The following is a 22,421-nucleotide window of genomic DNA, read 5'->3' on the forward strand; positions in this document are numbered from 1 at the left end:
AAGATGAATCGATCGGCCGCCGAGATCATCGGCGAAATGGGACCTTTTGCGGACATCGACGCCGTGCACGGGGTGAGCTACGACGGCCGGCAAGTGTGGTTCGCCGCCGGCGACTCGCTCAAGGCGGTCGACCCGTCCAGTGGCAAGGTAGTACGCTCGATCGATATGGCGGCGCACGCAGGCACAGCGTTCGACGGCCAGTACTTGTTCCAGATCGCCGAGAACCGCATCCATAAGATCGACCCCCGCACGGGTGGGGTGCTCGGCTCGATCCCCGCGCCCGAGGGGGGCGCGGCGGGCCTGGCCTGGGCCGAAGGCACGCTGTGGGTGGGGCAGTACCGCGCGCGCAAGATTCATCAGGTCGATCCCGAAACCGGCGCGATTCTGCGCACTATCGAGTCCAACCGTTTTGTCACGGGTGTGACCTGGGTCGACGATGAACTCTGGCATGGCACCTGGGAAGGACAGCAAAGCGCATTGCAGCGGGTGGACGCGCGAACCGGCGAAGTGCTCGAATCGCTGGAGATGCCGCCCGACACCATCGTCGCCGGGCTCGAATCCGACGGCGGCGATCGCTTCTTTTGCGGCGGCGGCGATAGCCGGAAAGTGCGCGTCGTGCGCCGGCCCCGGCGTGCGGTCGAGGCGGCGCCCGAGACTACCGGTCTGTAAGCGCCGCGTTCTGGCCGGCGAGTCGGATTACAGGTTGGCAGTTGCCTGCGCGCTCGGCATCGCCGCATTGAAACGCGCCAGGAACTGGCGCGTCGCGGCCTGTTGCGGGGCGTCGATCACCTGGGCGGGCGGGCCAGCTTCGACCACGACGCCGTCGCGCATGAAGATCACGCTGTCGGCCACTTCCCGCGCGAAGGCGATTTCGTGCGTGACCAGCAACATGGTCATGCCCTCGTCGGCCAGTTGCCGGATCACGTTGAGCACTTCGCCGACCAGTTCCGGATCGAGCGCCGAGGTGGCCTCGTCGAACAGCATCACCTGCGGCTGCATCGCCAGTGCGCGGGCGATCGCCACGCGCTGCTTCTGACCGCCCGAGAGTTTGTCGGGATAAGCGTCGGCGCGCTCGGCCAGCCCCACCCGGGCGAGCAGCGCCATGGCGCTTTGGTGCGCGAGATCCTTGGGCATCTTGCGCACGGTGACCATGCCTTCCATCACGTTGCGTACCACGCTCATGTGCGGGAACAGATTGAAATGCTGGAACACCATGCCGGTGTTGGCGCGAAACGCCGCCAGCTTGCGGTCGCCCGGGATGTGCGAGGCGGTGCCGTCGAAGGCGATGACGTGGTCGCCCACGCGAATGCGCCCGCCGTCGGGCTGCGTGAGCAGATTCACGCAGCGCAGCAGCGTCGACTTGCCCGAGCCGGAGGGACCGATGATGGCCACCACGCTGCCTTTTGCCACGCGCAGTGAAATGTCGCGCAGGACCACGTTCTGGCCGAACCGCTTGCTGAGGTTGTCGATTTCGATCATGCATTCGTCCATGCTCAGCTCCTGTCCTGTTGCGCGAGCCGCGTTTCGAGCCGCTTGGAGAAAACGGTGGCCGGAAACAGCACGATGAAATAGCCGATCGCCACGATCGTGTAGCACTCCAGCGGGCGGTACAGTTCGTGTGCGGCGCTTTGCCCCTGGTAGAGCAGATCGGGGATGGCCAGTACCGAGAGCAGCGAAGTGTTCTTGAGCTGCATGATCGACTGGCTCATGAGCGGCGGGATCATGCGCTTGAAGGCTTGCGGCAGCACGATGCGGCGCATGATCTGCGGCCGGGTCATGCCGATCGCCTGGCCGGCCTCGGTCTGGCCCAGATCGATCGACACGACCCCGGCGCGGAAGATTTCGGCGTAGAAGGCGCCACCGTAGAGTGCCAGCGCGAGCACGGAGGCGGTGGCCGGCGAGATCTGGATGCCGCTGAGCACGGGCAGCGCGTAATAGAACCAAATGAGCTGCACCAGCACGGGCGTGCAGCGAAACAGTTCGACATAGGCGCGTGCCGGGCCCGAGATCAGCACGCTCTTCGACAGCCGGGCCAGACCCGCAGCGAGGCCGACGATCAGGCCGAGCACCACGCACGCCACGGTAAACATCAAGGTGTAGAGCAAACCGTCGAGCAGCAAATGCCGGTATGGCCAGAGCGCCCCGAAATCCCAGTGATACACATCGACTCCTGTTGCCCGGGCGCTGCGATGCGCGCCCTGTTAATATTTGCGGCAAAACGCCACCCGTGGATCAAGATGCGGCCGCTCGGAATTCTGATGCTCGATACCCGTTTTCCCCGACCTGTGGGAGATCTCGGCAACCCCGCGACGTTCGCATACCCGACGGTGCTCAAGCGTATCCCAAATGCGTCGCCCGCGCGAGTCATTCACGACCAGGCCGCCGGCCTGGTGAGCGCATTTTGCGAGGGTGCCCGCGAACTCGAGCACCAGGGTTGTGCGGCGCTCATTACCAGTTGCGGCTTTATGGTGCTGCATCAGCAGCGCCTTGCCGCGGCCGTGTCGATTCCGGTGGCGACGTCGTCGCTGCTGCTGATTCCGCTGCTCAAGGCGCTGTTCCCAACCGATAGGAAAATCGGTGTGCTGACCGCTTCGGCGGCGGCGCTCTCGGCGGCGCATCTGGCTGCCGCAGGCGCGCCGGCCGACACGCCAGTGGGCGGCGTACGGGACGATGGAGAATTTGCCAGGGTGATCGTCGGCAACCAGCCCGAGGGCGACTTCGCGCGCATCGGCGACGAAGTCGTGGCGGCGGCGCAAGCCCTGAAGAGTGCGCATGCCGATCTCGGTGCGCTGGTGCTCGAGTGCACCAATATGCGTCCGTATCTGGAGGCGATTCGCCGAGCCTGCGGCGTACCGGTGTTCGACTTGCTGGATCTGGCGGATCTGTTGATGCGCCGGCCGGCCGGGGGGCCGGCGGCGCTGTGTGAGGCAGTGCGGCGTTAGAGCTGCACTTCTTTCGGGAAATTGCTGGGATCGATGCCGACCAGCTTCTGCATGTTTTCCAGGATGATTTTCTTGGTGGTGCCACTCTGATGCATCTTGGCCAGCCAGGCGTCGAGGTGGCTCAGGAACGCGGTGTCGGTTTCCTTTTGTACGCCGACACATACCGGCGAGCCCTGCACCGGCGTCGGGATCACCAGATGGCCGAGGCTGGGCGACTTGGCCAGCACCGTCACGCCGAGCAGGGCCACCAGCACCTGGGCATCGACCCGACCGGTCTGCAGCGCCAGGGTGGCATCGCCCGAGGTGTCGAAACGCTGGATGTTCGCCTTGCCCAGATTCTGTGTGGCGAATGCGTCCTGATTGGAGCCGACGTCCACGGCCAGCTTGACTTTGGGGTTATCGACCTCGGCCCAGGTTTTCGGGTCGAAGCCCTTGCGCGCGACGATCGTGAAAGTATTCTGGAAGATCGGCGTGGAAAATCCGACCATTTTCTTGCGCTGCTCGGTGGGCGCCATGCCGAACATGCAGTCGATCTTGTTCGATTGCAGATCGAGCACGGCATTGCCCCAGGTGGTTTCCACCAGTTGCAATTTCACGCCCATCGACTGCGCCAGTTGCGCGGCCAGATCGGGTCCGAAGCCTTGCCATTGCCCGGTCGCCACCGATTTCTGAAAGTACGGCGGGGCGCCTGCGACCACCCCGGTTCTCAACGTCTTGGTGCGCTTGATGCGCGCCATGGCCGACTCGGGCCCCTGCGCGTGCGACGTCGCCAGGGGCAGCATGGTCCCCAACCCGGCCGCGCCCAAGCCTGCTACAAAGCGCCTGCGTGATGGCATTTCAGACTCCCGAAAGAAATTGAACAAGGTACATCCCGCGTCAGGACAGCGCCGCGTGGCCCGTCCCGGCTCGGCAGATTATAGCTGTCACATCCGTTTAATAAAGCGGGGAAAACGAGGCGGGCGGAGCTTAGGTCGACCGACCCAGCGGTGATAGACTCGCCGTTCATACTGAACCGGTACAGCTTCGCCATGACACGCTTCAACGGCATTGCCGGCCTGTTGCTGACCAGTTTGATCCTGATCGCGATTCCCGGGCCGAGCGTTCTCTACATCCTCGGGCAGGCGCTCGCGCGCGGGCGGCGAGCGGCGTTGCTGAGCGCATTGGGCAATGCTGCCGGTATCGCCCTGGTCGGGTGCGTGGTCGCGGTCGGGCTTGGCGCGCTGATTACCACGACCCCGGTCGTACAGGCGTATGTGCGTCTGATCGGTGCCGTCGTCTTGTTGGCGATCGGCCTGCAGTACTTGCGTGCCGCGCTGCGCGGCGGCGCGGCGACGCTCGCGCGAGGTGGCGGCACGCAGCATCGATCGCTGCTGGTCGGGGTGATGGTCGGCGCGACCAACCCGAAGGCGCTGGTGATGTTCGGTACCGTCGTGCCGAGCTTCCTGATACTGCCGCCGGGCGCTTCGCCCACCGTTTCATTGTTGCTGCTGTCGTTGGTGCCGATCGGCGTGGGGCTGGTGGTCGATGCCTCGTGGGCGCTGGTCGGCGATGCGGGGCGGCGCTTCCTGGCCGATTCTGCGCGCGGTATCCGTCTTTTGCAGGGCTTCGGCGGCGCGCTGATGATTGTGATGGCGGTGATGCTCGGCTGGCTGGAAAACATCGGGCATTAGCGACCGCGACGCGCGGCGGGTTGCGCGGGCGAGAAACCGTGCCGATCGCCGAGGTGCGATACCCCCTGCATCGGGCGACACAGCGCCCTTGCGGGATGGTCGCCTGCAGCGTCGGCGATGCGCCTCAGTCGGATTTGCCGGACTGGACTGGCGTGTGGGCATTCACGGCCGCCATGCCCGTCATGTCATGCATGCCGTGCATATCGCGCATGTCAGCCGCGCCGGCCATCGCATCGTGCCCGTGGTCGGACAACTGGGCGTCGAACCATTGGTGCAGGGCGCCGACCAGCCGCGGCTGCTTGCTGCTGTAATCGATTTCTCCGCCGTTGGGCACGTCACGGTAACTTACCCGCAGCTCGCCGGGCCTGGCCGCGCGCAGGGTTGCCAAGCCCGGCATGGACATGCCGTGTATCCGGGTGGGGTCGGAGAAGTTGCCCTGGGCGAATTGTTTGGCGATCGACGCCAGATGCTGGCGAATCAGCGTCGTTTGTCGTGCATCGGGGTGCTTTGTTATCACCTGCTGAATGCCGCCGTGGGCGGTCTTGGTGAAGATGTGCGTCGTTGCGGCCAACGAGAAGGGCATGACGTCGGCGCCGCGTTGCGCCACCTCCTGCTGCCGGGGCGTCTCGCCGGCCATGGCGGCGGTGCTCAGGGCGCCGGCGGCGATCGCCGCGTACAGCAATGCGTAAAACAGGCCAGGCATGGGTGTCTCCAATAATGAATTGCGCGCGAATCCCGCGGCGCAGGGTGAAGCCCTGCTGCAAAGAGATCATATGCCGAAAAGGCGGCAACCGTTCAGGCATTGCAATGATGCGCTAGATCATGCTTTTGCGGATGAGGCGCTACCCAGCGGCTCGCCAATCGATTAATATGCATTTAAAATGCATATTAATGTCGGGAGAGGCATGATGATGAAGATCAGCGAACCCTCCGCCAATCGGGTTGCTCCGGGGGCGATGGGCATACCGGTGTTGCGACTGGGATTTCGGCCGTTTTATCTGGGCGGGACTCTTTTTTCGTTGGTGGCCATCGTGATGTGGGTCATGGCGCTGCACGGCATTGCCGTGGCAGGGCATGCTCCGCAAATGCAGGGAATACTCTGGCACGCTCACGAGATGGTGTTTGGTTTCGTCGCGGCCATCGTGGTGGGTTTTCTGCTGACCGCGGTGCGGGCCTGGACCGATATGGAAACGCCGAGGGGCGCGCCGTTGGCCGCACTTTGGCTGTTGTGGGCCGCCGGGCGCGTGCTGGTGTGGACAGGGCCCGAGCCGGTGGCGGCAGTCGTCGATAGTGCATTCCTGCCGATCGTCGCACTGGTGCTGCTGCGCGTGCTGATTCACGCGCGCAACCGGCACAATATTTTTCTGCCCGTGGCGCTGGGCCTGTTCGGTTTGCTCAATGTGCTGTTCCATGCGTGGGTGTGGTCGGGCCGCGCCGATCTGGCGCTGCGCGCGGCGTATGGCGCTGTCGGTCTGGCGGTGATGTTCGTGTCGGTGATTGCCGGACGGGTGGTGCCGATGTTCACGCAGAATGCGATTCCCGGATTTGTCATGAGGCGCTGGAAGATCGTCGAGAAGCTGGCTATGCCGATCATTATCCTGGCCGTGCTGGCGGATGCCCTCGGCGCGCCGGCGCCGCTCGTTGCGGTACTGGCCGCGGGCGCCGCGGTGGTACATGGGGCGCGTATTGTCGGTTGGCGTTCGTGGCGCGTCGGTGCGCGGCCGATCCTGTGGATTCTGCACGTTGCCTACGTATGGATTGCGGTCGGCTTTGCAATGCTGGCGCTCTCGGCGCTGGGCCTGGTGGCTCACACGCTGGCGCTGCATGCGTTGGCGGCAGGGGCCATTGGCTGCGCTATCGTTGCCATGGTCACGCGCACCGCGCTGGGTCATACCGGCCACCGGCTGGTGGCGGGGCGCGCTGAAGTCGCTGCCTACTGGCTGATGATCGTCGCCGCGTTGCTGCGCGTGTTCGGGCCGTGGTTTTACGCACGGGCGGGCTTGCTGTGGATCGACGCGGCCGCGGCATGCTGGTGCGTCGTCTGGGGCCTATACCTGATCAAATATGCGCCTTATCTGACGTCGCCACGGGCGGACGGCAAGGCGGGCTGACGGCGGCCGCGGCGCGATGCGCGAGGCATCGGCCGCGCGTCGCGCTCATTCGATGCGCAGCGGCAGGCTGGCAAAGCCGGCGCCCGGATAGACTTCACTGACCGGCGGGTTGCCCGGCACCAGAGAAATGCGGCGAGTGTGCGCCAGGAGCGCATGCATCACCACGCGCAATTCCAGCCGCGCCAGCGGCGCGCCTGGGCAGGCGTGAATGCCGGCGCCATACAGCAGGTTGTGGGCGGCATGCTCGGCCGGACGGCATGCGTCAGGTGCGCCGAATACGGCTTCGTCGCGGTTTGCCGAGGCCCACATGATCGTAATGCGTTGGCCGGCCGGAATATGGCGGCCGCCGATCTCTACCGGCTTGGTCGTCACCCGACGATTGGTGATAAGCGGGGCATGAATCCGCAGTATTTCATCGATCGTGTCCGACAACAGCGCCGGCTCGGTGCGCAGGTCTTGCTGCAGCGACGGATGCTCCGCGAGGTACTGCGCGAGAATGCCGACGCATGCGGCAATCGTGCCCAATTCACCGACGGTCCAGTTGCGCACAATGCTGACGATCTCCTCGTCTTGCAGCGGCTTTTGATCGATCTGCGCGCGCAGCAAGCTGGTGGTGATGTCATCCGGCGCGGCGTCGCCCGCCGCGCGGCGTTGCGCCAGCAGCGTCCTGATGTAGCCGTCGAACTCGAGCGCGACACGTTCCATCTCCCCCTTGTCGGCCCGCAGGGTAGCCTCGCGGTTCTTGCGAATCCACTCGAGCAGCGGCGTGCGCCATGCCGGCGGCCACCCCAGAAACGCACACTGGATCTGCAGGGCGAATTCGCACGCGAATTCGCTCATGAATTCGATTTCGCCGTCGCGCGGCAACTGCGCGGCGAGCGCCTGCGCGATGGCCTCGCAAGCCGGCTCGAAAGCCCGCATGCGCTGGGCGCTGAAGTAGGGATCAAGCAACTGCCGGTAGCGTGTGTGCTGCGGCGGGTCCATGCCATTGGGAACGGAAAGGTAGGAGGACACCGCATTGCTGAATGTCTGCGGATCGTCCAGTACTTGCATGACGTCTGCATGGCGGAACAGAGACCAATGCAAGTAATCGCTGTGGGCGACCGGACAGCGGCGGCGCATCTCGTCGTACGCGGCAGTCTGATTTTTCAGGACGCCGTCAGATCTGGGATCCCAATCATTTTCTGGTTTGTCTTCCATGGTGTTTCTCGGGTTATCGATACGCATGCTGTCATGCTTTTTCACTTATAGCGGATCGACCGGCAGCCTTGCTTGACCGTTATCAAGCAGCGGGCTAAACACACTGACGCGCACGTCGGCCGGGCGGTGCGCCGCATGATGGCTTGGCCGTGTGGTGCGGCTTGTCGGCCTGCGCCAACGCGAAGAGTGGCGACAATCTATCGAAAATTTGAATAAATCTCATCGGATATAACGATTTTTATTATTCAGGGAATACCCCTAGACTTGGCGCATCACTTATCGGATCGTTTGCCATGTCTTCATCGTCTTCCACATTGTCGCTGGTGCCCGAACGGCGCCAGAATTTCTGGGCCGGCCTGGTGCTGGTCACCCTGATTGCGTTTCTCGCGCTGATGGCCGGGCGCGCTTTGCCGCTGATCGGCGGCCCGGTATTCGGCATCCTGCTGGGCATCATCGTCCGTAATGTCCTCGCGCCCGGCGCGGCTTACGAGGCCGGCATCCGCTTTGCCGCGAAGTATGTGCTGCAATGGTCGATCGTCGCGCTGGGCGCGGGTCTGAGCCTGTCGCAAGTCGCTCATACCGGGCTCGATTCGCTTGCCGTGACGAGCGTGACGGTCACTGCCGCCGCGCTGGCGGCCTGGGGCCTGGGGCGGCTGCTGGGCGTGAGCGGCCGGCTCAAACTGCTGATCGGCGTGGGCACGGCCATTTGCGGCGGTTCGGCGATCGCGGCGGTCACACCGATCGTCAAGCCCGACGACCATGAAACGGCCTTCGCGATTTCCACCATTTTTCTGTTCAATGTGGCCGCGGTGCTGTTGTTTCCGTTGCTGGGCCACTGGCTGCATTTGTCCGACGCGGGTTTTGGCATGTGGGCCGGTACGGCAATCAACGACACCTCGTCGGTGGTCGCGGCCGGCTACAGTTACAGCAAGGCGGCTGGCGATTTCGCCACCATCGTCAAGCTCACGCGCGCCACGCTGATCATTCCCATCTGCCTGGTGCTGGCGCTGGTCGTTGCTTATCGCGAAAAGAAACATGGCGCGGGCGATTTCCGTCTGGCGCGCGTCTTTCCGTGGTTCATTCTTTGGTTTCTGGTGGCCTCCGGGCTGCGCACCGCCGGTGTGATTCCGGCCGGATGGCTGCCGTGGATTCACCAAGCCGCGGAGTTTCTCATTATCGTGGCGCTCGCCGCCATCGGCCTGTCGTCGAACTTGCGCCGTATGGCCGGCACCGGCGTGCGGCCGATCCTGCTGGGCCTGGGCGTATGGGTGGCGGTGTCGCTGAGCAGCCTGGCGGTGCAGGTTGTGATGGGGCAGATGTAAGGCGCGGTGGTGGCGTGCCGCCTGGCCCGGCGGTCCGGGACGCGTCGGGGCGAGGTGCGGCAGCGGCTATCATTATGGCTGTGCCCGCCCCGGGCCTGCCAGATACCGGGACGGGGTTCAGTCACCGCCTTTGCGAGATCACGACTTGTCCATGACGCCTGAAACCGATACCGCCGTCCCGCGCCCCGCCATTCGCTGCCTGACCCCCCTGGAGGGCCGCGTGCTCGGGGTTCTCAGCGAGAAGCAGCACACCGTGCCCGATACGTATCCGCTCTCGCTCAATGCGCTGGCTGCCGGCTGCAACCAGAAGACCGCGCGCGCGCCGGTGATGAATGTGAGCGAGGCCGAAATTTTGACCGCGATCGATGGGCTGAAGCGCCTGAGCCTGGTGTTCGAGGGCAGCAGCAGCCGGGTGCCGCGCTTCGAGCACAATCTGGGCCGCGTGTTCGGCATCCCGAGCCAGGCCACCGCACTGCTGACGGTGTTGCTGCTGCGTGGCCCGCAAACCGCCGCCGAGCTGCGCCTGAATTCGGCCCGGCTGCATAACTTTGCCGATATTTCCTCGGTCGAGGCTTTTCTTGAAGAACTGGCCGCGCACGAGCCGCCTTATGCGGTGAAGCTGCCGCGCACGCCCGGCGAACGCGAGAACCGCTGGATGCATCTGCTGTGCGGCGCGCTCAGCATGCCGGATGAAGCGCCGCAGGCCTATGGCGGCGCTGAGGGCGGTGCGTCCCCGGTCGCGCCGTCCGAGTTCGAAGCGCTCAAGGCGGAGCAGTTGCGTCTGGCCGGCGAAGTCGCCCGGCTGCAGTCCCAGGTTGCCCGTCTGGCGAGCGAGCTGGGCATCTCGCTGGGCTCGCCCGACGAAGATGCGTAGGGCGTCGCGTGACCGGCGAGCCGGTCACGCCAGGCTTTCGGCCAGTTCGGCGTCGAGCGCTTGCGCACGCTGCACCGCTGGACGTGCCTGGAAGCGCTCCAGGTAGGCGAGTACCGCCGGGCCCGCTGGCATCAGTTTGAATCCGGTGACCCAGCCCAGCGCGCTGCCCCACAGCGCGTCGGCAGCCGTGAAGCGCTCGCCGAGCAGCCACGGGCCGGGCTGCAGTTGCCGCTCGACCGCATCGACCACCGCTTCATAGCTGCCGTAGGGCGAAGTCGATTCGTTGCCGGCGTCGCGGTTCATCGCCTTGTCGACGATGGCCGGCTCGAAACACGAGCCGTAGAACACCATCCAGCGCAGATAGGCCCCGCGCAGCGGATCACCGGGCGCGGGCGACAGGCCTCGCTCCGGATACAGCTCCGCCAGATACATATAAACGGCGGCCTGCTCGCTGACGAAGGTCTCGCCGTGGCGCAACGCCGGCACCTTGCCCATCGGGTTGATGGCGAGATAGGCAGGCTCGCGCTGTTGCCGGGCCTTGAGGTTGAGCACATGCAGTTCGTGCTCGGCCTGCAGTTCCTCGATGAGAATGCGCGCGCCCGCCGAACGGCTGTGGGGTGCATGGAACAGCGTGATATGGCGATCCTGATTCATTGAGAACACTCCGTCCTGATTGGCGTGAAAAGCAAACAGCCCGCAACCGATCGCGGCCGTTGGACCGCCAGGGCACGATGCGGGCAAGGGACGATGACCAGTGTACGTAAGTTCGCTCGGCACTCCGACACGAAAACACGTAGGACTTTGGCGAGGCGAGAGGCCGTTCATTGGACGGCGGACTTGATATTTTGACTATTCGGTCATAATATTCGGTCCATGACTCAACCTTTCAATTCGAAACGACGGGCGCCCGGCGCCGCGCGTGGCAGGCCGCGCGAGTTTGACGCCAGCGCAGTCTCCGAAGCCGCAGCCGGGGTATTTTGGGAGCATGGCTATCACGCGGCGTCGCTCGACACATTGTGCGAGGCGACCGGTTTATTGCGCGGCAGCCTCTATGGCGCGTTCGGCGACAAGCACGGCATGCTGCTGGCGGCGCTCGACCGCTATGCGGAGGGCGCGCTGGCCCAGCTTGCCGCGCGCCTGAACGAGCAGATCCCGCCGCGCGAGGCCTTGCGCAATGCCTTGCTGCACCACACGCGGGTGGTCTCGGCGCTGACCGGTCTGCGCGGCTGTTTCATCACCAACGCGGCGATGGAAATGCAACCCGGCGACGAGACGGTGGCCGCTCGCATCACGTCGGTCATGCGGCGCATCTCGACCTTGCTGGCCGCGGCGGTGATTCGCGGTCAGGCGGCCGGGGTATTCGATTCAACGCTCGACGAAAATGCCGTCGCCGAGTTTTTGCTGTGTATCACGCAGGGCTTGCGTGTGCTGGGCAAGGTGGGGCACGACGAGGCGCAGTTGACCGCGGTGGTCGACATGGCGTTGCGCGCACTCGAATAGCGTCATGCCTATTTTTTTATTTAATTTTTGACTAATCAGTCATGAAATGTGAACCCACAATTGCGACACCGTCCGGTCGCACCGAAGCTTCCCCGGCGCCGGGCGCGCTGGCGTTGGTGGTGTTGCTCACCGGGGCATTTCTGTCGCCGCTCGATTATTTCATTGTCAATCTTGCCCTGCCGGCGATTCAGAGCGGCCTGCACGCCAGTTCGGCGCAACTGCAACTGATGGTGTCGCTATACACTTCGGCGTTCGCGGTATTGCTGGTCACGGGCGGCAGATTGGGCGACCAGTTTGGCCGCAAGCGCATGTTCATGGCCGGCATGGCCGGTTTCGTGGCGGCCTCGCTGCTCTGCGCATGCGCGCCGAACGGCACCGTGCTGGTCGCTGGGAGAATCCTGCAGGGGGGCTCGGCGGCGGTGATGGTGCCGCAGATTTTGGCAACTATCCGAGCGGTATTTCCAAAGGCCCAGCAGACCAAGGTCATGAGCCTATATGGCTTCGTCTTCGGCTTTGCGTCGGTGGTCGGGCAGATCGGCGGCGGCGCACTGATCACGCTGCGCCCGTTTGGGTTGGGCTGGCAGTCGATTTTTCTGATCAACGTGCCGGTCGGATTGGCGGCATTGTTCGGCGCGTGGCGGCTGGTACCGGAAAACCGGCCGGAACACCGTGCGCGCCTCGATCTGGGTGGTTTGTTTTGCCTGCTGCTGTCGCTGGCGCTGGTGATCTATCCGCTCACCGCGGGGCGCGAGGCCGGTTGGCCGGCCTGGACGCTCGTCGCATTCGCCGCGAGCGTGCCGGCGTTCGCCCTGTTCCTGTGGGTCGAGGCAAAACTGCGGCGACAAGGCGCGGACCCGCTGGTCGATCTGGGCATGTTTCGCAATCCGGTATTTTCGCTGGGTCTCGTGCTGGCATTTTGCTTTTATTGCGACAGTGCGTTTTTCCTCACGTATGGCGTCTATTTGCAGGACGGTCTGCATTGGTCGCCGCTGGCCGCGGGGCTGGCGATTTTTCCGTTTGGTGTTGGCGCCATCATCGGGCCTTTGAATTCGCCGAGGATCGTGCGACATGCCGGGCACCATGTCCTGACGATCGGCTTCGCTCTGCTGGCCACCGGTTTCGCGGTCGCCATCGGCATGCTGTGGCATCGCGCAAGTCCATCGCCAGTGTTCTATCTCGGTCTGCTCGTGGCGGGCATCGGACACGGCCTGGTGTTGCCGTCGGTCGTGCGAGTGGTGATTGGCGAAATCGAACCGGCCAGGGCGGGGGTGGCGTCGGGCGTGGTGACGTCGATGTTGCAGATCGGCTCGGCGTTCGGTGCGACAGCCATCGGCGGCGTGTTTTTCTCGGCAGTCTTGCCGGGCGATGGGGCAACCGGTTATGCGCGTGCCTTTCAGGCCGGCATGAGTGTCGTGGTGGTGCTGTTCGCCGTGTGTACGCTGCTTGCGTTCGCGCTGGTACGGCAACATGCGCTGGCGAGCCGGCATGCCGAGGTGGCATGATGGACCGGCGCCGCGCGGCTGACGCGGCGCCGGCTCAGGTGTCGGCTTAGGCCTTTTTCACGTAGGCGTTGCACCAGCCCTTGGCGGCCACCAGCTTGCCGGCGTAGATCGGGCAGGGGCCGTTGGCGGCACCCGCCTTGCCCTGGTACAGCGAGCAATTGTCGCAGGCCTCGCCGGCCTGGTATTTCGGGAACTTGGCTTTGTCGACCTTCGTTGCGTTCTCTTTATAGCCAAGCGTTTGGGCGGTCGGATCGCTCTCGGAGAGCATTTCGGCAGCTTGCGATTCCTTGGAGAGCAGCGCGGCTGACGAAGCGAGCGATGCGGCGACGATCATGAACTGACGGCGGGAAGTTTGCATTGTGGGCTCCTTATTTTGTTTGACTGGACCGAGGGTCGCGCAAGACCACGGCCAGCAGTGGCACGCCGCGTTGCACAGGGCCTGCCAGGGTAATGCGCCGACGCATGCGTGAGGTGCCGGCGAGCCGGACGCCCGCGCACACGTCGCACTTCAAATTGCGCCCATGCAGTCTAGGCGTTTCGCCATTTTCCGGCAAGCGGCGAACGCACTTATGGTCGGCATAAGCGGGGACGCATCCGCGGCGTGGTTTTTTTGAGTACCCGGCGCGCACAACAGTGTGTCGGCTTGATGATTGTCAAGGCTCGAGGCACGCTCGGCGCCGACAATGACGCGACGCGGCTGCGCGATGCCGCCGCGTTCTCGTGCCCGGTGGGCTAGGTGATGTCATGGAGGCAGGCAGACCGCTGCAACGCAATGTCTGGCAGGTGCTGCGTGCCCGCCTCAAGGAGCATCCGCTCGCACGCGTCGGCCCGGGCCTGATCACCGGCGTGGCCGACGATGACCCCAGCGGCATCGCGACCTATTCGCAGGCCGGTGCGCAATTCGGTCTGAACATGCTGTGGACCATGCCGCTGGCGTTTCCGCTGATGGCCGCGGTGCAGCTGATGTGCGCCGATATCGGACGGGTCACCGGTCGCGGGCTGTCGGCCAACATCAAGGCAGCATTCCCGCCGTTCGTTCTCTATGGCGTGGTGTCTTTGCTGCTGATCGCCAATGTGCTGAATATCTCCGCCGATGTGGCCGCGATGGGTGAGGTGGCCGAGCTGGTGTCCGGCGTCGACCGCCATCTGATGACTGCATGCTTCGTGCTGGGCACGCTGCTGCTGCAAGTGTTCATCCCTTACCACCGCTACGTGGTTTTTCTCAAATGGTTGAGCGCGGCGTTGCTGGCCTATGCCGCGGTGCTGGTCACGGTTCACGTCCCCTGGGGGCAAGTCGCGCTGCGCACGGTCTGGCCGCGCCTGACACTCAACGCCGATGCCGCGGCAGTGGTCGTCGGCGTATTCGGCACCACCATCAGTCCGTATCTGTTTTTCTGGCAGGCTTCGGAGGAAGTCGAGGAGATGCTCATGCGCGGCGGCATGCCGCTGACGAGCGATGCAGTAGCGGCCGAGGCCGAGCTGGGGCGAATTCGCTGGGATACCTGGAGCGGCATGTTCTATTCGAATCTGACCGCCTATTTCATTATTCTTGCGACCGCACTGACCCTGCATGCCGCCGGTGTCACCGACATCGACTCCGCCGCGCAGGCGGCCAGCGCGCTGCGCCCATTGGCCGGGGAATTCGCCTACGGGCTGTTCGCGCTGGGCGTGCTGGGCGTGGGTTTGATCGGCGTGCCGGTACTGGCGGCCTCGGGCGCGTATGCGCTGGCCGAAACGATGGGCTGGCACGAAGGGCTCGAGCATAAATGGCGCGATGCGCGCGGCTTCTACGCAATCATCGGCGTCAGTGTATTGGCGGGGTTGGGGATTCAGTATTCGCCGATCAGCCCGATGAAGGCCTTGTTCTGGAGCGCGGTGATCAACGGCGTGGTGGCCGTGCCGCTGCTGGTGGTGATCATTCTGTTGGTTTCCAAACCCGCCGTGATGGGAGCCTTCACCGCCAGCGGACCGGTGCGCCTGCTGGGCTGGATGACGGTCGGCGTGATGGGGGCGGCCGCCGTGGGGATGTTCGTGCTTCATTGATCGTCCCGCCTGCCGGGCCGGCCCAGAGGCCGCACGAGGCCTTGCGCGGATCGGGGTTTTCCCGGAATTTTCGCAGGCGCGGTATCATGCGGCTCTCGCATCGACGATCGGCCGCCACGGGCTCTTGGCGAGGTGATCCGCCGGGCCTCGAGGCCCGGCCGGCGCACCGACGGCCGATTCGGCTGCGTTCGCCGAGCGGGCAGGCAAGTCCCGCCGTGGTACACAACACAACGACAATTCGCGGATTCCCCGATGGTTCATGCCCATTTTTCTGAAGGTGCGCTCAGCGCCAGTCTGCAGGCGCTGCATTTACAGGCGTTTCTCGGCATTGTTGCCGCGCTGCTCATCGGCGGCATGGTCAAAGGGGTTGTCAGCATCGGCGTGCCGCTGGTCGCGATGCCGATCCTCACCCTGTTTCTGCCGGTCAAGCAAGCGGTGCTGCTGCTCTCGATGCCGATCATCCTGGGCAATATCCCGCAGGCGCTGGAAGGCGGCAAGACCTGGCAAACCGCGCGCGAGATGACCGCGCCGCTGATCGGCACGGTGCTCGGCAATATCTTTGGCGTGACCGTATTGATTTCGCTGGCGCCGCGCCATGCGCTGGCGGCCGCCGGCGCCGTGCTGATCTTCGCCACCTTGCTGATGCTGGCCTCGCCCAAGCTCAAATTTTCTCCCGCGATGGAAAAGCCAGCCGGCTTCGTGCTGGGTTTTGGCGCTGCGGTGATGGAGAGCATCGCGTCGGTGCCGGGACCGTTGCTGGCGATGTATCTGATTGCCACCGGCGCGACCGGCAAGGCGTTCACCAAGCGCATCGCCATTATTCTGGTGGTGTCGATCGTCACCCTGATCGTTGTGCTCGGGCGCGGCATGCACGCGAGCTGGCTCGATCTGGTCGTCTCGGCCGCCGCCAGCATTCCGGTGATCGCAGGCATCGTGCTGGCCCGACCGTTGCGCGACAAGCTGCCGCCTTTGGCTTTCCGCGTCCTGGTATTGCTGTTCGTGCTGGGCGCCGCGGTGCAGATGGTTCGCAAGTCGGGGGTATTGTGACGGCGCGGGCAATCTCATCGTGCACGATCGGGTTTTGATAGCATTCAGCCTTTCCGACGATAATAATTCAGCGTGAAGCCCTGGTCTGTGTCTGCATTTGTCGAGCGCCTTGCCCAATGGGCGGCCGAATTCAAACCGGTGGCAGCCGCGCGCCTGCGGCGCCTGCTGCACCCGACCTGGCATGGCGTGGGGCTGGCGCTGTGCGCGGTGCTCGCCGGCGTCATGTTGTATGTGCTGTTTCTGATTCCCTTCACGCCGAGTATCGGGGACATTCGCAAGGCCAGGCTGGAATTGCCGGCGCAGGTGTACTCGGCCGACGGCAAGCTGCTGGCCGAGTTCAAGCCGGGCAACCGCGAGTGGGTGCCGCTGTCGGATGTTTCCCCGCACGTGGTCGATGCGCTGATCAGCACCGAAGACCATCGCTTCTACCAGCACGGCGCGATCGATTGGCGACGCACACTGTCGGCCGCGCTCCATACGCTTGCCGGCGATCGCCAGGGCGGCTCGACCATTACCCAGCAGCTGGCCCGCAATCTCTATCCCGACCAGATCGGCCGCGCGCCCACCCTCACGCGCAAGATCAAGGAGGCCATCACCGCCTACAAGATCGAATCGGTCTACACCAAGAAGCAGATTCTCGAGACCTATCTGAATACCGTGCCGTTCCTGTACGACGCCTATGGCATCGAGATGGCCGCGCGCACATACTTCGGCAAGTCGGCCGATGAACTCAACATTCTCGAGAGCGCCACGCTGGTCGGCATGCTCAAGGGCAACGCTTATTACAACCCGGTACTGAACCCCGAACGCGCGCTGCAGCGGCGCAATATCGTGCTGGCGCAGATGGTCAAATATGGGCGTCTGTCGCAGGCCCAGTTCGACAGGCTCAAGCGCCAGCCGCTGCGGCTCGACTTTCAGCGCCTGACCGAGTCGCCGGGGCCGGCACCGCATTTCGCCCAACAGTTGCGCAAGTGGCTGATCGGCTGGGCCGATCGCAATGGCTACAACATCTATACCGACGGCCTGGTGGTGCGAACCACCATCGATTCGCGCTTGCAGGCGCTGGCCAATCAGGCGGTGGCGCGCCAGGGCAATCTATTGCAGGGGGTGGCCAACGCCGCCTGGGGCGAGCGCTCCGGCTGGGCCGGTCACCGCGCGCTGGTGGAGAGCTTCGTGCGCGAGAGCGCCGACTACCGCGCGGCGCGCGATATCGGGCTGACCGACAAGCAGGCCATGAAGCAACTGATGTCCGATCGCGCCTTCATGCGGGGGCTGCGCGAGGACAAAACCCGGGTGCAGGCCGGCTTTTTGGCGATCGACCCGGACAACGGCGAGATCAAGGCATGGGTCGGCAGCCGCGACTACAGCCAGGATGCGTTCGACCACGTCTCGCAGGCGCGGCGCCAGCCCGGCTCGACCTTCAAGGCGTTTGTGTACGGCGCGGCGTTCGAGGATGGCGCCAAGCCGGACGATAAGCTGGTCGACAAGGTGCAGGACATTCCATTGCCCGGCGGCGGCGTATGGAAGCCAAAGGACGACGAGGCCGCGACCGATCGCCCGATGACGCTGCGCGACGCGCTGGCGAATTCGATCAATACGATTGCCGCGCAACTCATCATGAAGGTGGGGCCGGACAAGGTCGCCAGCCTCGCGCGCGCGATGGGCGTGCGCAGCAGCAAGCTCGACCCGGTGCCGTCGCTGGCGCTGGGCACCAGTCCGGTCACGCTCAAGGAGATGGTAACCGCGTACGGCACGATCGCCGACGGCGGCAGCTATATCGCGCCGATGATGGTGACCAGCATCGAGAGCCGCGATGGCAAGGTACTGGCGCAATTCCGCCCGGCCCGGCCCGAGCGCGCGTTGTCCGCCCAGGCCACGGCAGACCTGATCGACGCGATGCGCGCCGTGGTCGACCATGGTACCGGCGCGGCGATTCGCTCCCGCTACGGCATTCGCGCCGACGTCGCCGGCAAGACCGGCACCACGCAGGACAACGCCGACGGCTGGTTCATTTTGATGTCGCCGCAACTGGTGGCCGGTGCCTGGGTCGGTTTCAACGACAGCCGCATCACATTGCGCAGCAACTATTGGGGACAGGGCGCGCACAGCGCGTTGCCGATCGTCGGGGAGTTCTTCCAGGGCGCGCTGCATGCGCGCCTGATCGATACGCATGCGCACTTCGCCGAAATACAGGCGCCGAATTGGAGGCAAACCTGGCGGCAAACCTTCTCCACCAAATTCCGCGCCTGGATGCAATACCTGTTCGGCCACGCGCCCAAGCCGGCGGCGCATGCGCCGCAGCATCCGGCGCCTCATCACGTGCCGCAGCCATCGCCCATGCCGCCGATGCCGGAGCCCGCGAGCACTGTGGCGACGCCGCCATCGCTGGAGTCGCCCGGTGCCGCCTCGGGCGCATCGCCAATCACCGGACCCGCATCGTCCGCGCCGGCGATCGAGGCCCCGGCGCAATCGTCGGGCGTGGCTTATCCGCCCACGCAGCCGATCACGCCACCGATCACGCCACCGATCACGCCGCCCCAGGCCCCGTCCGAGACCTCGCCCGCCGTGCCGTCGAACACCCAGCAGCAGCAGGGCCTCGCTCCCGCCGGGCCGCCGGTCGAGCCGTCGACCCCCACACCCGCGCCGGCCCCGTCGTCACGACATGGCAATGGGCCGGCGCCGATCGTCTCGTTGCCGGTGGATCCGGTGACGTCCGGCAGCGATATCACGGTCCGCCCCCTGAGACAGGCGCCGGCGTCGCAGCCGAGTCAGTGAAGTTCACTCGCCAAAGGAGTCGACGATGCACGCTGCCATTCGTATCCGCCCGATCGCAGAGGGCGATTTCACTGGCTGGAAGCCGCTGTGGGACGGGTATAACGCGTTCTACGGCCGCGCCGGCAGCACCGCGCTGCCTGATGAAATCACGCAAACCACGTGGCGGCGATTTTTCGATGCCGGCGAACCGGTGCATGCGCTGGTGGCCGAGGGTGCCGATGGCCAGCTCGTCGGACTGGCGCATTACCTGTTTCACCGCAGCACGACGCAGCTGGGGCCAGCCTGTTATTTGCAGGATCTTTTCACCGCCGAAGCCGCGCGCGGGCAAGGCGTGGGCCGCGCGCTGATCGAGCAGGCGGCGCGCTGCGCCCGCCAGGCCGGTGCGGCCCGCCTGTATTGGCAAACTCACGAAACCAATGCGACGGCGATGAAACTGTACGACGCCGTCGCCGAGAAAAGCGGTTTCATCGTCTACCGGATAACGCTATAGGCAAGCTCGCCTAACCGGCCAGCTTCGCAGCCAATTCGGCGACGTGCCTGCCCTGGTAACGGGCGATTTCCAGTTCGTTTTGCGACGGCTGGCGGCTGCCGTCGGCGCCGGCTAAGGTGGTCGCGCCATAGGGGCCGCCGCCGGTGATTTCATCCATTTTGGTCAGGCCGGTGCACGCGTAGGGCACGCCGACGATCACCATGCCGTGGTGTAAAAGCGTGTTGTGGAACGACGTGATAGTGGTTTCGTGGCCGCCGTGCTGGGTGCCGGTCGAGGCAAACACGCTGCCGATCTTGCCGACCAAGGCGCCTTTCATCCACAGGCCGCCGGTCTGATCGAGGAAGGTTCGCATCTGTCCCGCCATGTTGCCGAAGCGGGTCGGCGTGCCGAAGATGATCGCGTCATAGTCACCCAGCTCGCCAGGGCTGGCCACGGGCGCCTTCTGATCGAGCTTGACGCCGCTGGCGGCTGCCTGCTCCGCCGGGATGGTTTCCGGCACGCGCTTGAGCGTTACGTCGGTACCGGCGACCGAGCGGGCGCCTCCGGCAACGGCATCGGCCATGGTTTCGACGTGGCCGTACATCGAGTAATAGAGCACGAGAACTTTCGCCATGATTTCTCCAGAGATGAAGGACTTGCGAAGGAGCTTGCGAGTGTGCCGGAGGCACTGCTTTTCACAATAGCACCGCCGGTTGCCGCCGGGGGAAAAAGCGCTCGCACGGCTGGCGCTGCGTCGCGGCTTCGGCGGTACAATGCGGGCGCACGAAAAACTGCGCCGGCGGCGCAGCGGGCTTGGGCCCGCGCGACAGGGGAAATGAACGATGATCAATGTGGATTCGGTGATGGTGGCCCGGCAATTGTCGGCGGGGTGCAGCGTGGTCAGCCTTGCCTGGTTTCTGGCCTACCGCCGGGCCCGGACGCGGGCGGCGCAATGGCGCTCGTTCGGTTTGTTCGCGTTCTTCGGCGTCGCCTCGACCTGGCTGTTCAGCTTTGCCGGGGCCAGTGCCGTCGTGCTGGGCGATAACGCCTCGTCGGCCTGGTGGTATCGGTGGGGATGGCTGATCAGCGACAGCCTGTATGTGGCCGTGCTCGCGTGCGCGGCGCTGTTGTTGTACCGCCGCTTGCGGCGGCGCTAGGGGCCCGGGCGCCGGCCGCCCGACCCCCGGCCCGGATGGTTCAGACGGGCTTGCGCGCGACCATGCCGATCAGCGCCGAGCGCCCGCCGTGGCGCGTGCCCTCGGAAAGATCGTCCTCGTATTCGACGAGTTCCTCGATATCCCATCCCGCAAATGCTTCACGCAGGAGCTCCTGCGTGTACAGGTGCTCGAGCGACGATGGCCCGCCGGTGCCGTATTGGAGCTGCTGCGGCGTATAGCCCTGCAGCAGGATGCGGCCGCCCGGGCGGGTCGCTGCCTGCATCGACGCAAATTGCTTGATCCGCTGGCGAGGGTCGGCAAACTGAATGAAAATCGCGATGACCCAGTCGAACGCGTCGAGAAATTCCCGCGGCGGCCATTGCTCGGACAGCATGTCGCCCTGCGTGAATGAAACCCGGCTGTGCCGTGCTTCGGCCAGCTTCCTGGCCTTGGCGATGGCCACCTCGGAGACCTCGCTGGCGGTCACGACGAGTCCTTGCCCGGCCAGCCATATCGAATTCCTGCCTTCGCCGTCGGCAACCGACAGCGCCGTCTGGCCGGGCTTGAACAGCGCCTGATGCTGCGCCAGAAAACGGTTCGGCTCGGTGCCGAACAGGTACTCGTCGCCAGCCTCGCAGTAGCGGGCGCTCCATTTTGCTTCGTCGTTCATCTCATGCGGCTCCGGGGTTCGGGGGGTGTGCGCATGATACCGCCGGCGCCCAAACTTTGCCGGTGGCCTATAGCGCCAGGCGCGGTGCGACGTAGGCGCCGTAGTTGGGACCGTTGCCGGAGGCCGACGACGGGATCTGGTAGTCGCTGACGAAATGACCCTGGATGTATTTGCCGCTGCCGCCGACGGATGCATCGATATGGAAGGCGGCGAACGCGACGATCGTGACGTAGGTTTTGGCGCTGATCTGTGTGGCCACGGGTATCACCACCGTGGTGCCGACCGGCACTGAGCTGTAGAGCGTGGTTTTCGCGCCCGGCTCGATCCAGATGCTGTCGCCGATACTCAGCGGCGACGGGTTGCCGTTGGCCATCAAGTCCCGGATGGTCGGCACGTTGTCGGCATTGACCAGGAACGAAGTCCACTGGCCGGCCGAACAGTCGCTGCCATCGTCGCTGCTGCCATACGCGTATCCATTGGTGATCTGGAACTCGTAGGGTTGTCCGGTGGAGGGATCGAGGCGCGGCTGGTTGGTCGACGAATTCCAGTACTGGTCGAAAATGCACTGATCCAGCGCGACCGGAAAAAGTCCGCCGGCACCGATGGTGCCGGGCGCCGCGACGACCGCCACCGCGGTCGCGCCGATCGGCACCGAGAGCAGATTCAGCAGTTTGCCCAGCACCATCGCCACCGGGCCGCCGTTGACGCCATTGGCGCGATCGACGGTGACCTGCACGGCGGGCACGTCGTAAGGCCCTGGCGTGATGGTCTGCGCCTGCAGGGCCGACGGGGTGCCGCTCAGATTCCAGTAGCCGGTTTGCACGGTGCCGCTGGAGAGCACCTGGCCGTCCGAGGCATTCAATCCAATCGCGCCGAGCGCGGCGGTTTGCCCGCTTGTCCAGGTAGGGCCGGCGGCGCTGCCCAGCAAGGCGCCGGCGCCGGCCAGCGCGGCGGCGTCCGCCGCGTTCTGCATTTCGTTTCTGACCACGTCGACATGCGCGACATTGATCGCGAATGCGCCGAACGACAGCAGGGCAGTCAGAAACAGCAAAAAAAACAGTACCACCGAACCTTGTTGCTGGCGTCTGGGCGAGCGGCGCGCGATGTGACGCAATGCAGTGGGGGGGCGCATGGCACGA

General features: G+C 64.9%; 23 protein-coding genes. 13 read left to right on the plus strand and 10 right to left on the minus strand.

What is annotated here, in order from left to right:
• The first annotated feature begins 3 nt into the window (after positions 1 to 3).
• Entirely contained in the window at positions 4 to 669 is a 666-nt protein-coding gene (locus PATSB16_RS07595) for a Vgb family protein (protein ID WP_047216369.1), read from the plus strand.
• A gap of 27 nt (positions 670 to 696) precedes the next feature.
• On the opposite strand, the gene PATSB16_RS07600 is transcribed toward PATSB16_RS07595, so the two are convergent.
• The gene (locus PATSB16_RS07600) at positions 697 to 1,479 is read right to left on the minus strand and encodes an amino acid ABC transporter ATP-binding protein (protein WP_156884843.1); all 783 of its coding nucleotides are present in this window, start codon (positions 1,477 to 1,479) and stop codon (positions 697 to 699) included.
• 14 nt (positions 1,480 to 1,493) lie between these two features.
• A complete protein-coding gene (locus PATSB16_RS07605) occupies positions 1,494 to 2,162 on the minus strand; it encodes an amino acid ABC transporter permease (RefSeq protein WP_047213532.1) in 669 nt (222 codons plus the stop codon).
• Between the two features lie 75 nt (positions 2,163 to 2,237).
• Between PATSB16_RS07605 and PATSB16_RS07610 the strand changes: the two genes are divergently transcribed.
• Positions 2,238 to 2,942 carry an aspartate/glutamate racemase family protein gene (locus PATSB16_RS07610; protein WP_257786663.1) on the plus strand — a complete coding sequence of 235 codons (705 nt, stop codon included), beginning with the start codon at positions 2,238 to 2,240 and terminating at the stop codon, positions 2,940 to 2,942.
• On the opposite strand, the gene PATSB16_RS07615 is transcribed toward PATSB16_RS07610, so the two are convergent.
• Positions 2,939 to 3,778: a transporter substrate-binding domain-containing protein gene (locus PATSB16_RS07615; protein ID WP_047213535.1), complete on the minus strand. Its 840-nt coding sequence runs from the start codon at positions 3,776 to 3,778 to the stop codon at positions 2,939 to 2,941. The genes PATSB16_RS07610 and PATSB16_RS07615 overlap by 4 nt on opposite strands.
• 192 nt (positions 3,779 to 3,970) lie before the next feature.
• Here PATSB16_RS07615 and PATSB16_RS07620 point away from each other — a divergent pair, with 192 nt between their 5' ends.
• Entirely contained in the window at positions 3,971 to 4,612 is a 642-nt protein-coding gene (locus tag PATSB16_RS07620; RefSeq protein WP_047213536.1) for a LysE family translocator, read from the plus strand.
• Positions 4,613 to 4,736: 124 nt separating this feature from the next.
• On the opposite strand, the gene PATSB16_RS07625 is transcribed toward PATSB16_RS07620, so the two are convergent.
• The gene (locus tag PATSB16_RS07625) at positions 4,737 to 5,315 is read right to left on the minus strand and encodes an aspartate carbamoyltransferase (protein WP_083566721.1); all 579 of its coding nucleotides are present in this window, start codon (positions 5,313 to 5,315) and stop codon (positions 4,737 to 4,739) included.
• Positions 5,316 to 5,523: 208 nt separating this feature from the next.
• Here PATSB16_RS07625 and PATSB16_RS07630 point away from each other — a divergent pair, with 208 nt between their 5' ends.
• Positions 5,524 to 6,723, plus strand: a complete 1,200-nt coding sequence (locus PATSB16_RS07630; RefSeq protein ID WP_418303893.1) for an NnrS family protein — start codon at positions 5,524 to 5,526, stop codon at positions 6,721 to 6,723.
• Positions 6,724 to 6,768: 45 nt separating this feature from the next.
• Here the strand turns inward: PATSB16_RS07630 and PATSB16_RS07635 are convergent, their stop codons facing one another.
• The gene (locus tag PATSB16_RS07635) at positions 6,769 to 7,776 is read right to left on the minus strand and encodes a cytochrome P450 (RefSeq protein ID WP_237170319.1); all 1,008 of its coding nucleotides are present in this window, start codon (positions 7,774 to 7,776) and stop codon (positions 6,769 to 6,771) included.
• Positions 7,777 to 8,216: 440 nt separating this feature from the next.
• Here PATSB16_RS07635 and PATSB16_RS07640 point away from each other — a divergent pair, with 440 nt between their 5' ends.
• Both PATSB16_RS07640 and PATSB16_RS07645 read left to right on the plus strand, forming a co-directional pair.
• On the plus strand, positions 8,217 to 9,245 hold the full coding sequence (locus tag PATSB16_RS07640; protein ID WP_047213541.1) for a YeiH family protein: 1,029 nt from the start codon (positions 8,217 to 8,219) through the stop codon (positions 9,243 to 9,245).
• 145 nt (positions 9,246 to 9,390) lie between these two features.
• A complete protein-coding gene (locus PATSB16_RS07645; RefSeq protein ID WP_047213543.1) occupies positions 9,391 to 10,119 on the plus strand; it encodes a YceH family protein in 729 nt (242 codons plus the stop codon).
• Positions 10,120 to 10,143: 24 nt separating this feature from the next.
• Here the strand turns inward: PATSB16_RS07645 and PATSB16_RS07650 are convergent, their stop codons facing one another.
• Entirely contained in the window at positions 10,144 to 10,773 is a 630-nt protein-coding gene (locus PATSB16_RS07650; protein ID WP_047213545.1) for a glutathione S-transferase family protein, read from the minus strand.
• A 219-nt stretch (positions 10,774 to 10,992) separates the two neighbouring features.
• Here PATSB16_RS07650 and PATSB16_RS07655 point away from each other — a divergent pair, with 219 nt between their 5' ends.
• Entirely contained in the window at positions 10,993 to 11,619 is a 627-nt protein-coding gene (locus PATSB16_RS07655) for a TetR/AcrR family transcriptional regulator (RefSeq protein WP_047213546.1), read from the plus strand.
• 41 nt (positions 11,620 to 11,660) lie between these two features.
• A complete protein-coding gene (locus PATSB16_RS07660; RefSeq protein ID WP_052892614.1) occupies positions 11,661 to 13,121 on the plus strand; it encodes an MFS transporter in 1,461 nt (486 codons plus the stop codon).
• 46 nt (positions 13,122 to 13,167) lie between these two features.
• Here PATSB16_RS07660 and PATSB16_RS07665 read toward each other — a convergent pair whose 3' ends face one another.
• Positions 13,168 to 13,479 carry a high-potential iron-sulfur protein gene (locus PATSB16_RS07665; protein WP_047213548.1) on the minus strand — a complete coding sequence of 104 codons (312 nt, stop codon included), beginning with the start codon at positions 13,477 to 13,479 and terminating at the stop codon, positions 13,168 to 13,170.
• Positions 13,480 to 13,865: 386 nt separating this feature from the next.
• Between PATSB16_RS07665 and PATSB16_RS07670 the strand changes: the two genes are divergently transcribed.
• The 4 genes from PATSB16_RS07670 to PATSB16_RS07685 all read left to right on the plus strand — a co-directional run bounded on the left by PATSB16_RS07670 (position 13,866) and on the right by PATSB16_RS07685 (position 19,476).
• A complete protein-coding gene (locus tag PATSB16_RS07670; RefSeq protein ID WP_047213549.1) occupies positions 13,866 to 15,164 on the plus strand; it encodes an NRAMP family divalent metal transporter in 1,299 nt (432 codons plus the stop codon).
• A gap of 252 nt (positions 15,165 to 15,416) precedes the next feature.
• On the plus strand, positions 15,417 to 16,211 hold the full coding sequence (locus PATSB16_RS07675; RefSeq protein WP_047213551.1) for a sulfite exporter TauE/SafE family protein: 795 nt from the start codon (positions 15,417 to 15,419) through the stop codon (positions 16,209 to 16,211).
• Positions 16,212 to 16,298: 87 nt separating this feature from the next.
• Positions 16,299 to 18,986, plus strand: coding sequence for a penicillin-binding protein 1A (locus tag PATSB16_RS07680; protein WP_072628622.1), 2,688 nt, complete (start codon positions 16,299 to 16,301; stop codon positions 18,984 to 18,986).
• A gap of 25 nt (positions 18,987 to 19,011) precedes the next feature.
• Positions 19,012 to 19,476 carry a GNAT family N-acetyltransferase gene (locus PATSB16_RS07685; protein WP_047213553.1) on the plus strand — a complete coding sequence of 155 codons (465 nt, stop codon included), beginning with the start codon at positions 19,012 to 19,014 and terminating at the stop codon, positions 19,474 to 19,476.
• A gap of 10 nt (positions 19,477 to 19,486) precedes the next feature.
• Here PATSB16_RS07685 and wrbA read toward each other — a convergent pair whose 3' ends face one another.
• Positions 19,487 to 20,089: an NAD(P)H:quinone oxidoreductase gene (gene wrbA / locus PATSB16_RS07690; protein ID WP_047213555.1), complete on the minus strand. Its 603-nt coding sequence runs from the start codon at positions 20,087 to 20,089 to the stop codon at positions 19,487 to 19,489.
• A gap of 208 nt (positions 20,090 to 20,297) precedes the next feature.
• On the opposite strand from wrbA, the gene PATSB16_RS07695 reads away from it, so the two are divergent.
• Positions 20,298 to 20,612 carry a hypothetical protein gene (locus PATSB16_RS07695; protein ID WP_047213556.1) on the plus strand — a complete coding sequence of 105 codons (315 nt, stop codon included), beginning with the start codon at positions 20,298 to 20,300 and terminating at the stop codon, positions 20,610 to 20,612.
• Positions 20,613 to 20,652: 40 nt separating this feature from the next.
• Here the strand turns inward: PATSB16_RS07695 and PATSB16_RS07700 are convergent, their stop codons facing one another.
• A complete protein-coding gene (locus PATSB16_RS07700) occupies positions 20,653 to 21,282 on the minus strand; it encodes a class I SAM-dependent methyltransferase (protein WP_047213558.1) in 630 nt (209 codons plus the stop codon).
• Positions 21,283 to 21,349: 67 nt separating this feature from the next.
• Positions 21,350 to 22,414, minus strand: a complete 1,065-nt coding sequence (locus tag PATSB16_RS07705) for a pilus assembly protein TadG-related protein (RefSeq protein WP_047213560.1) — start codon at positions 22,412 to 22,414, stop codon at positions 21,350 to 21,352.
• Positions 22,415 to 22,421: the final 7 nt, after the last annotated feature.

The organism is Pandoraea thiooxydans, from assembly GCF_001931675.1.
In the GTDB taxonomy this organism is placed as follows: Bacteria; Pseudomonadota; Gammaproteobacteria; order Burkholderiales; family Burkholderiaceae; genus Pandoraea; species Pandoraea thiooxydans.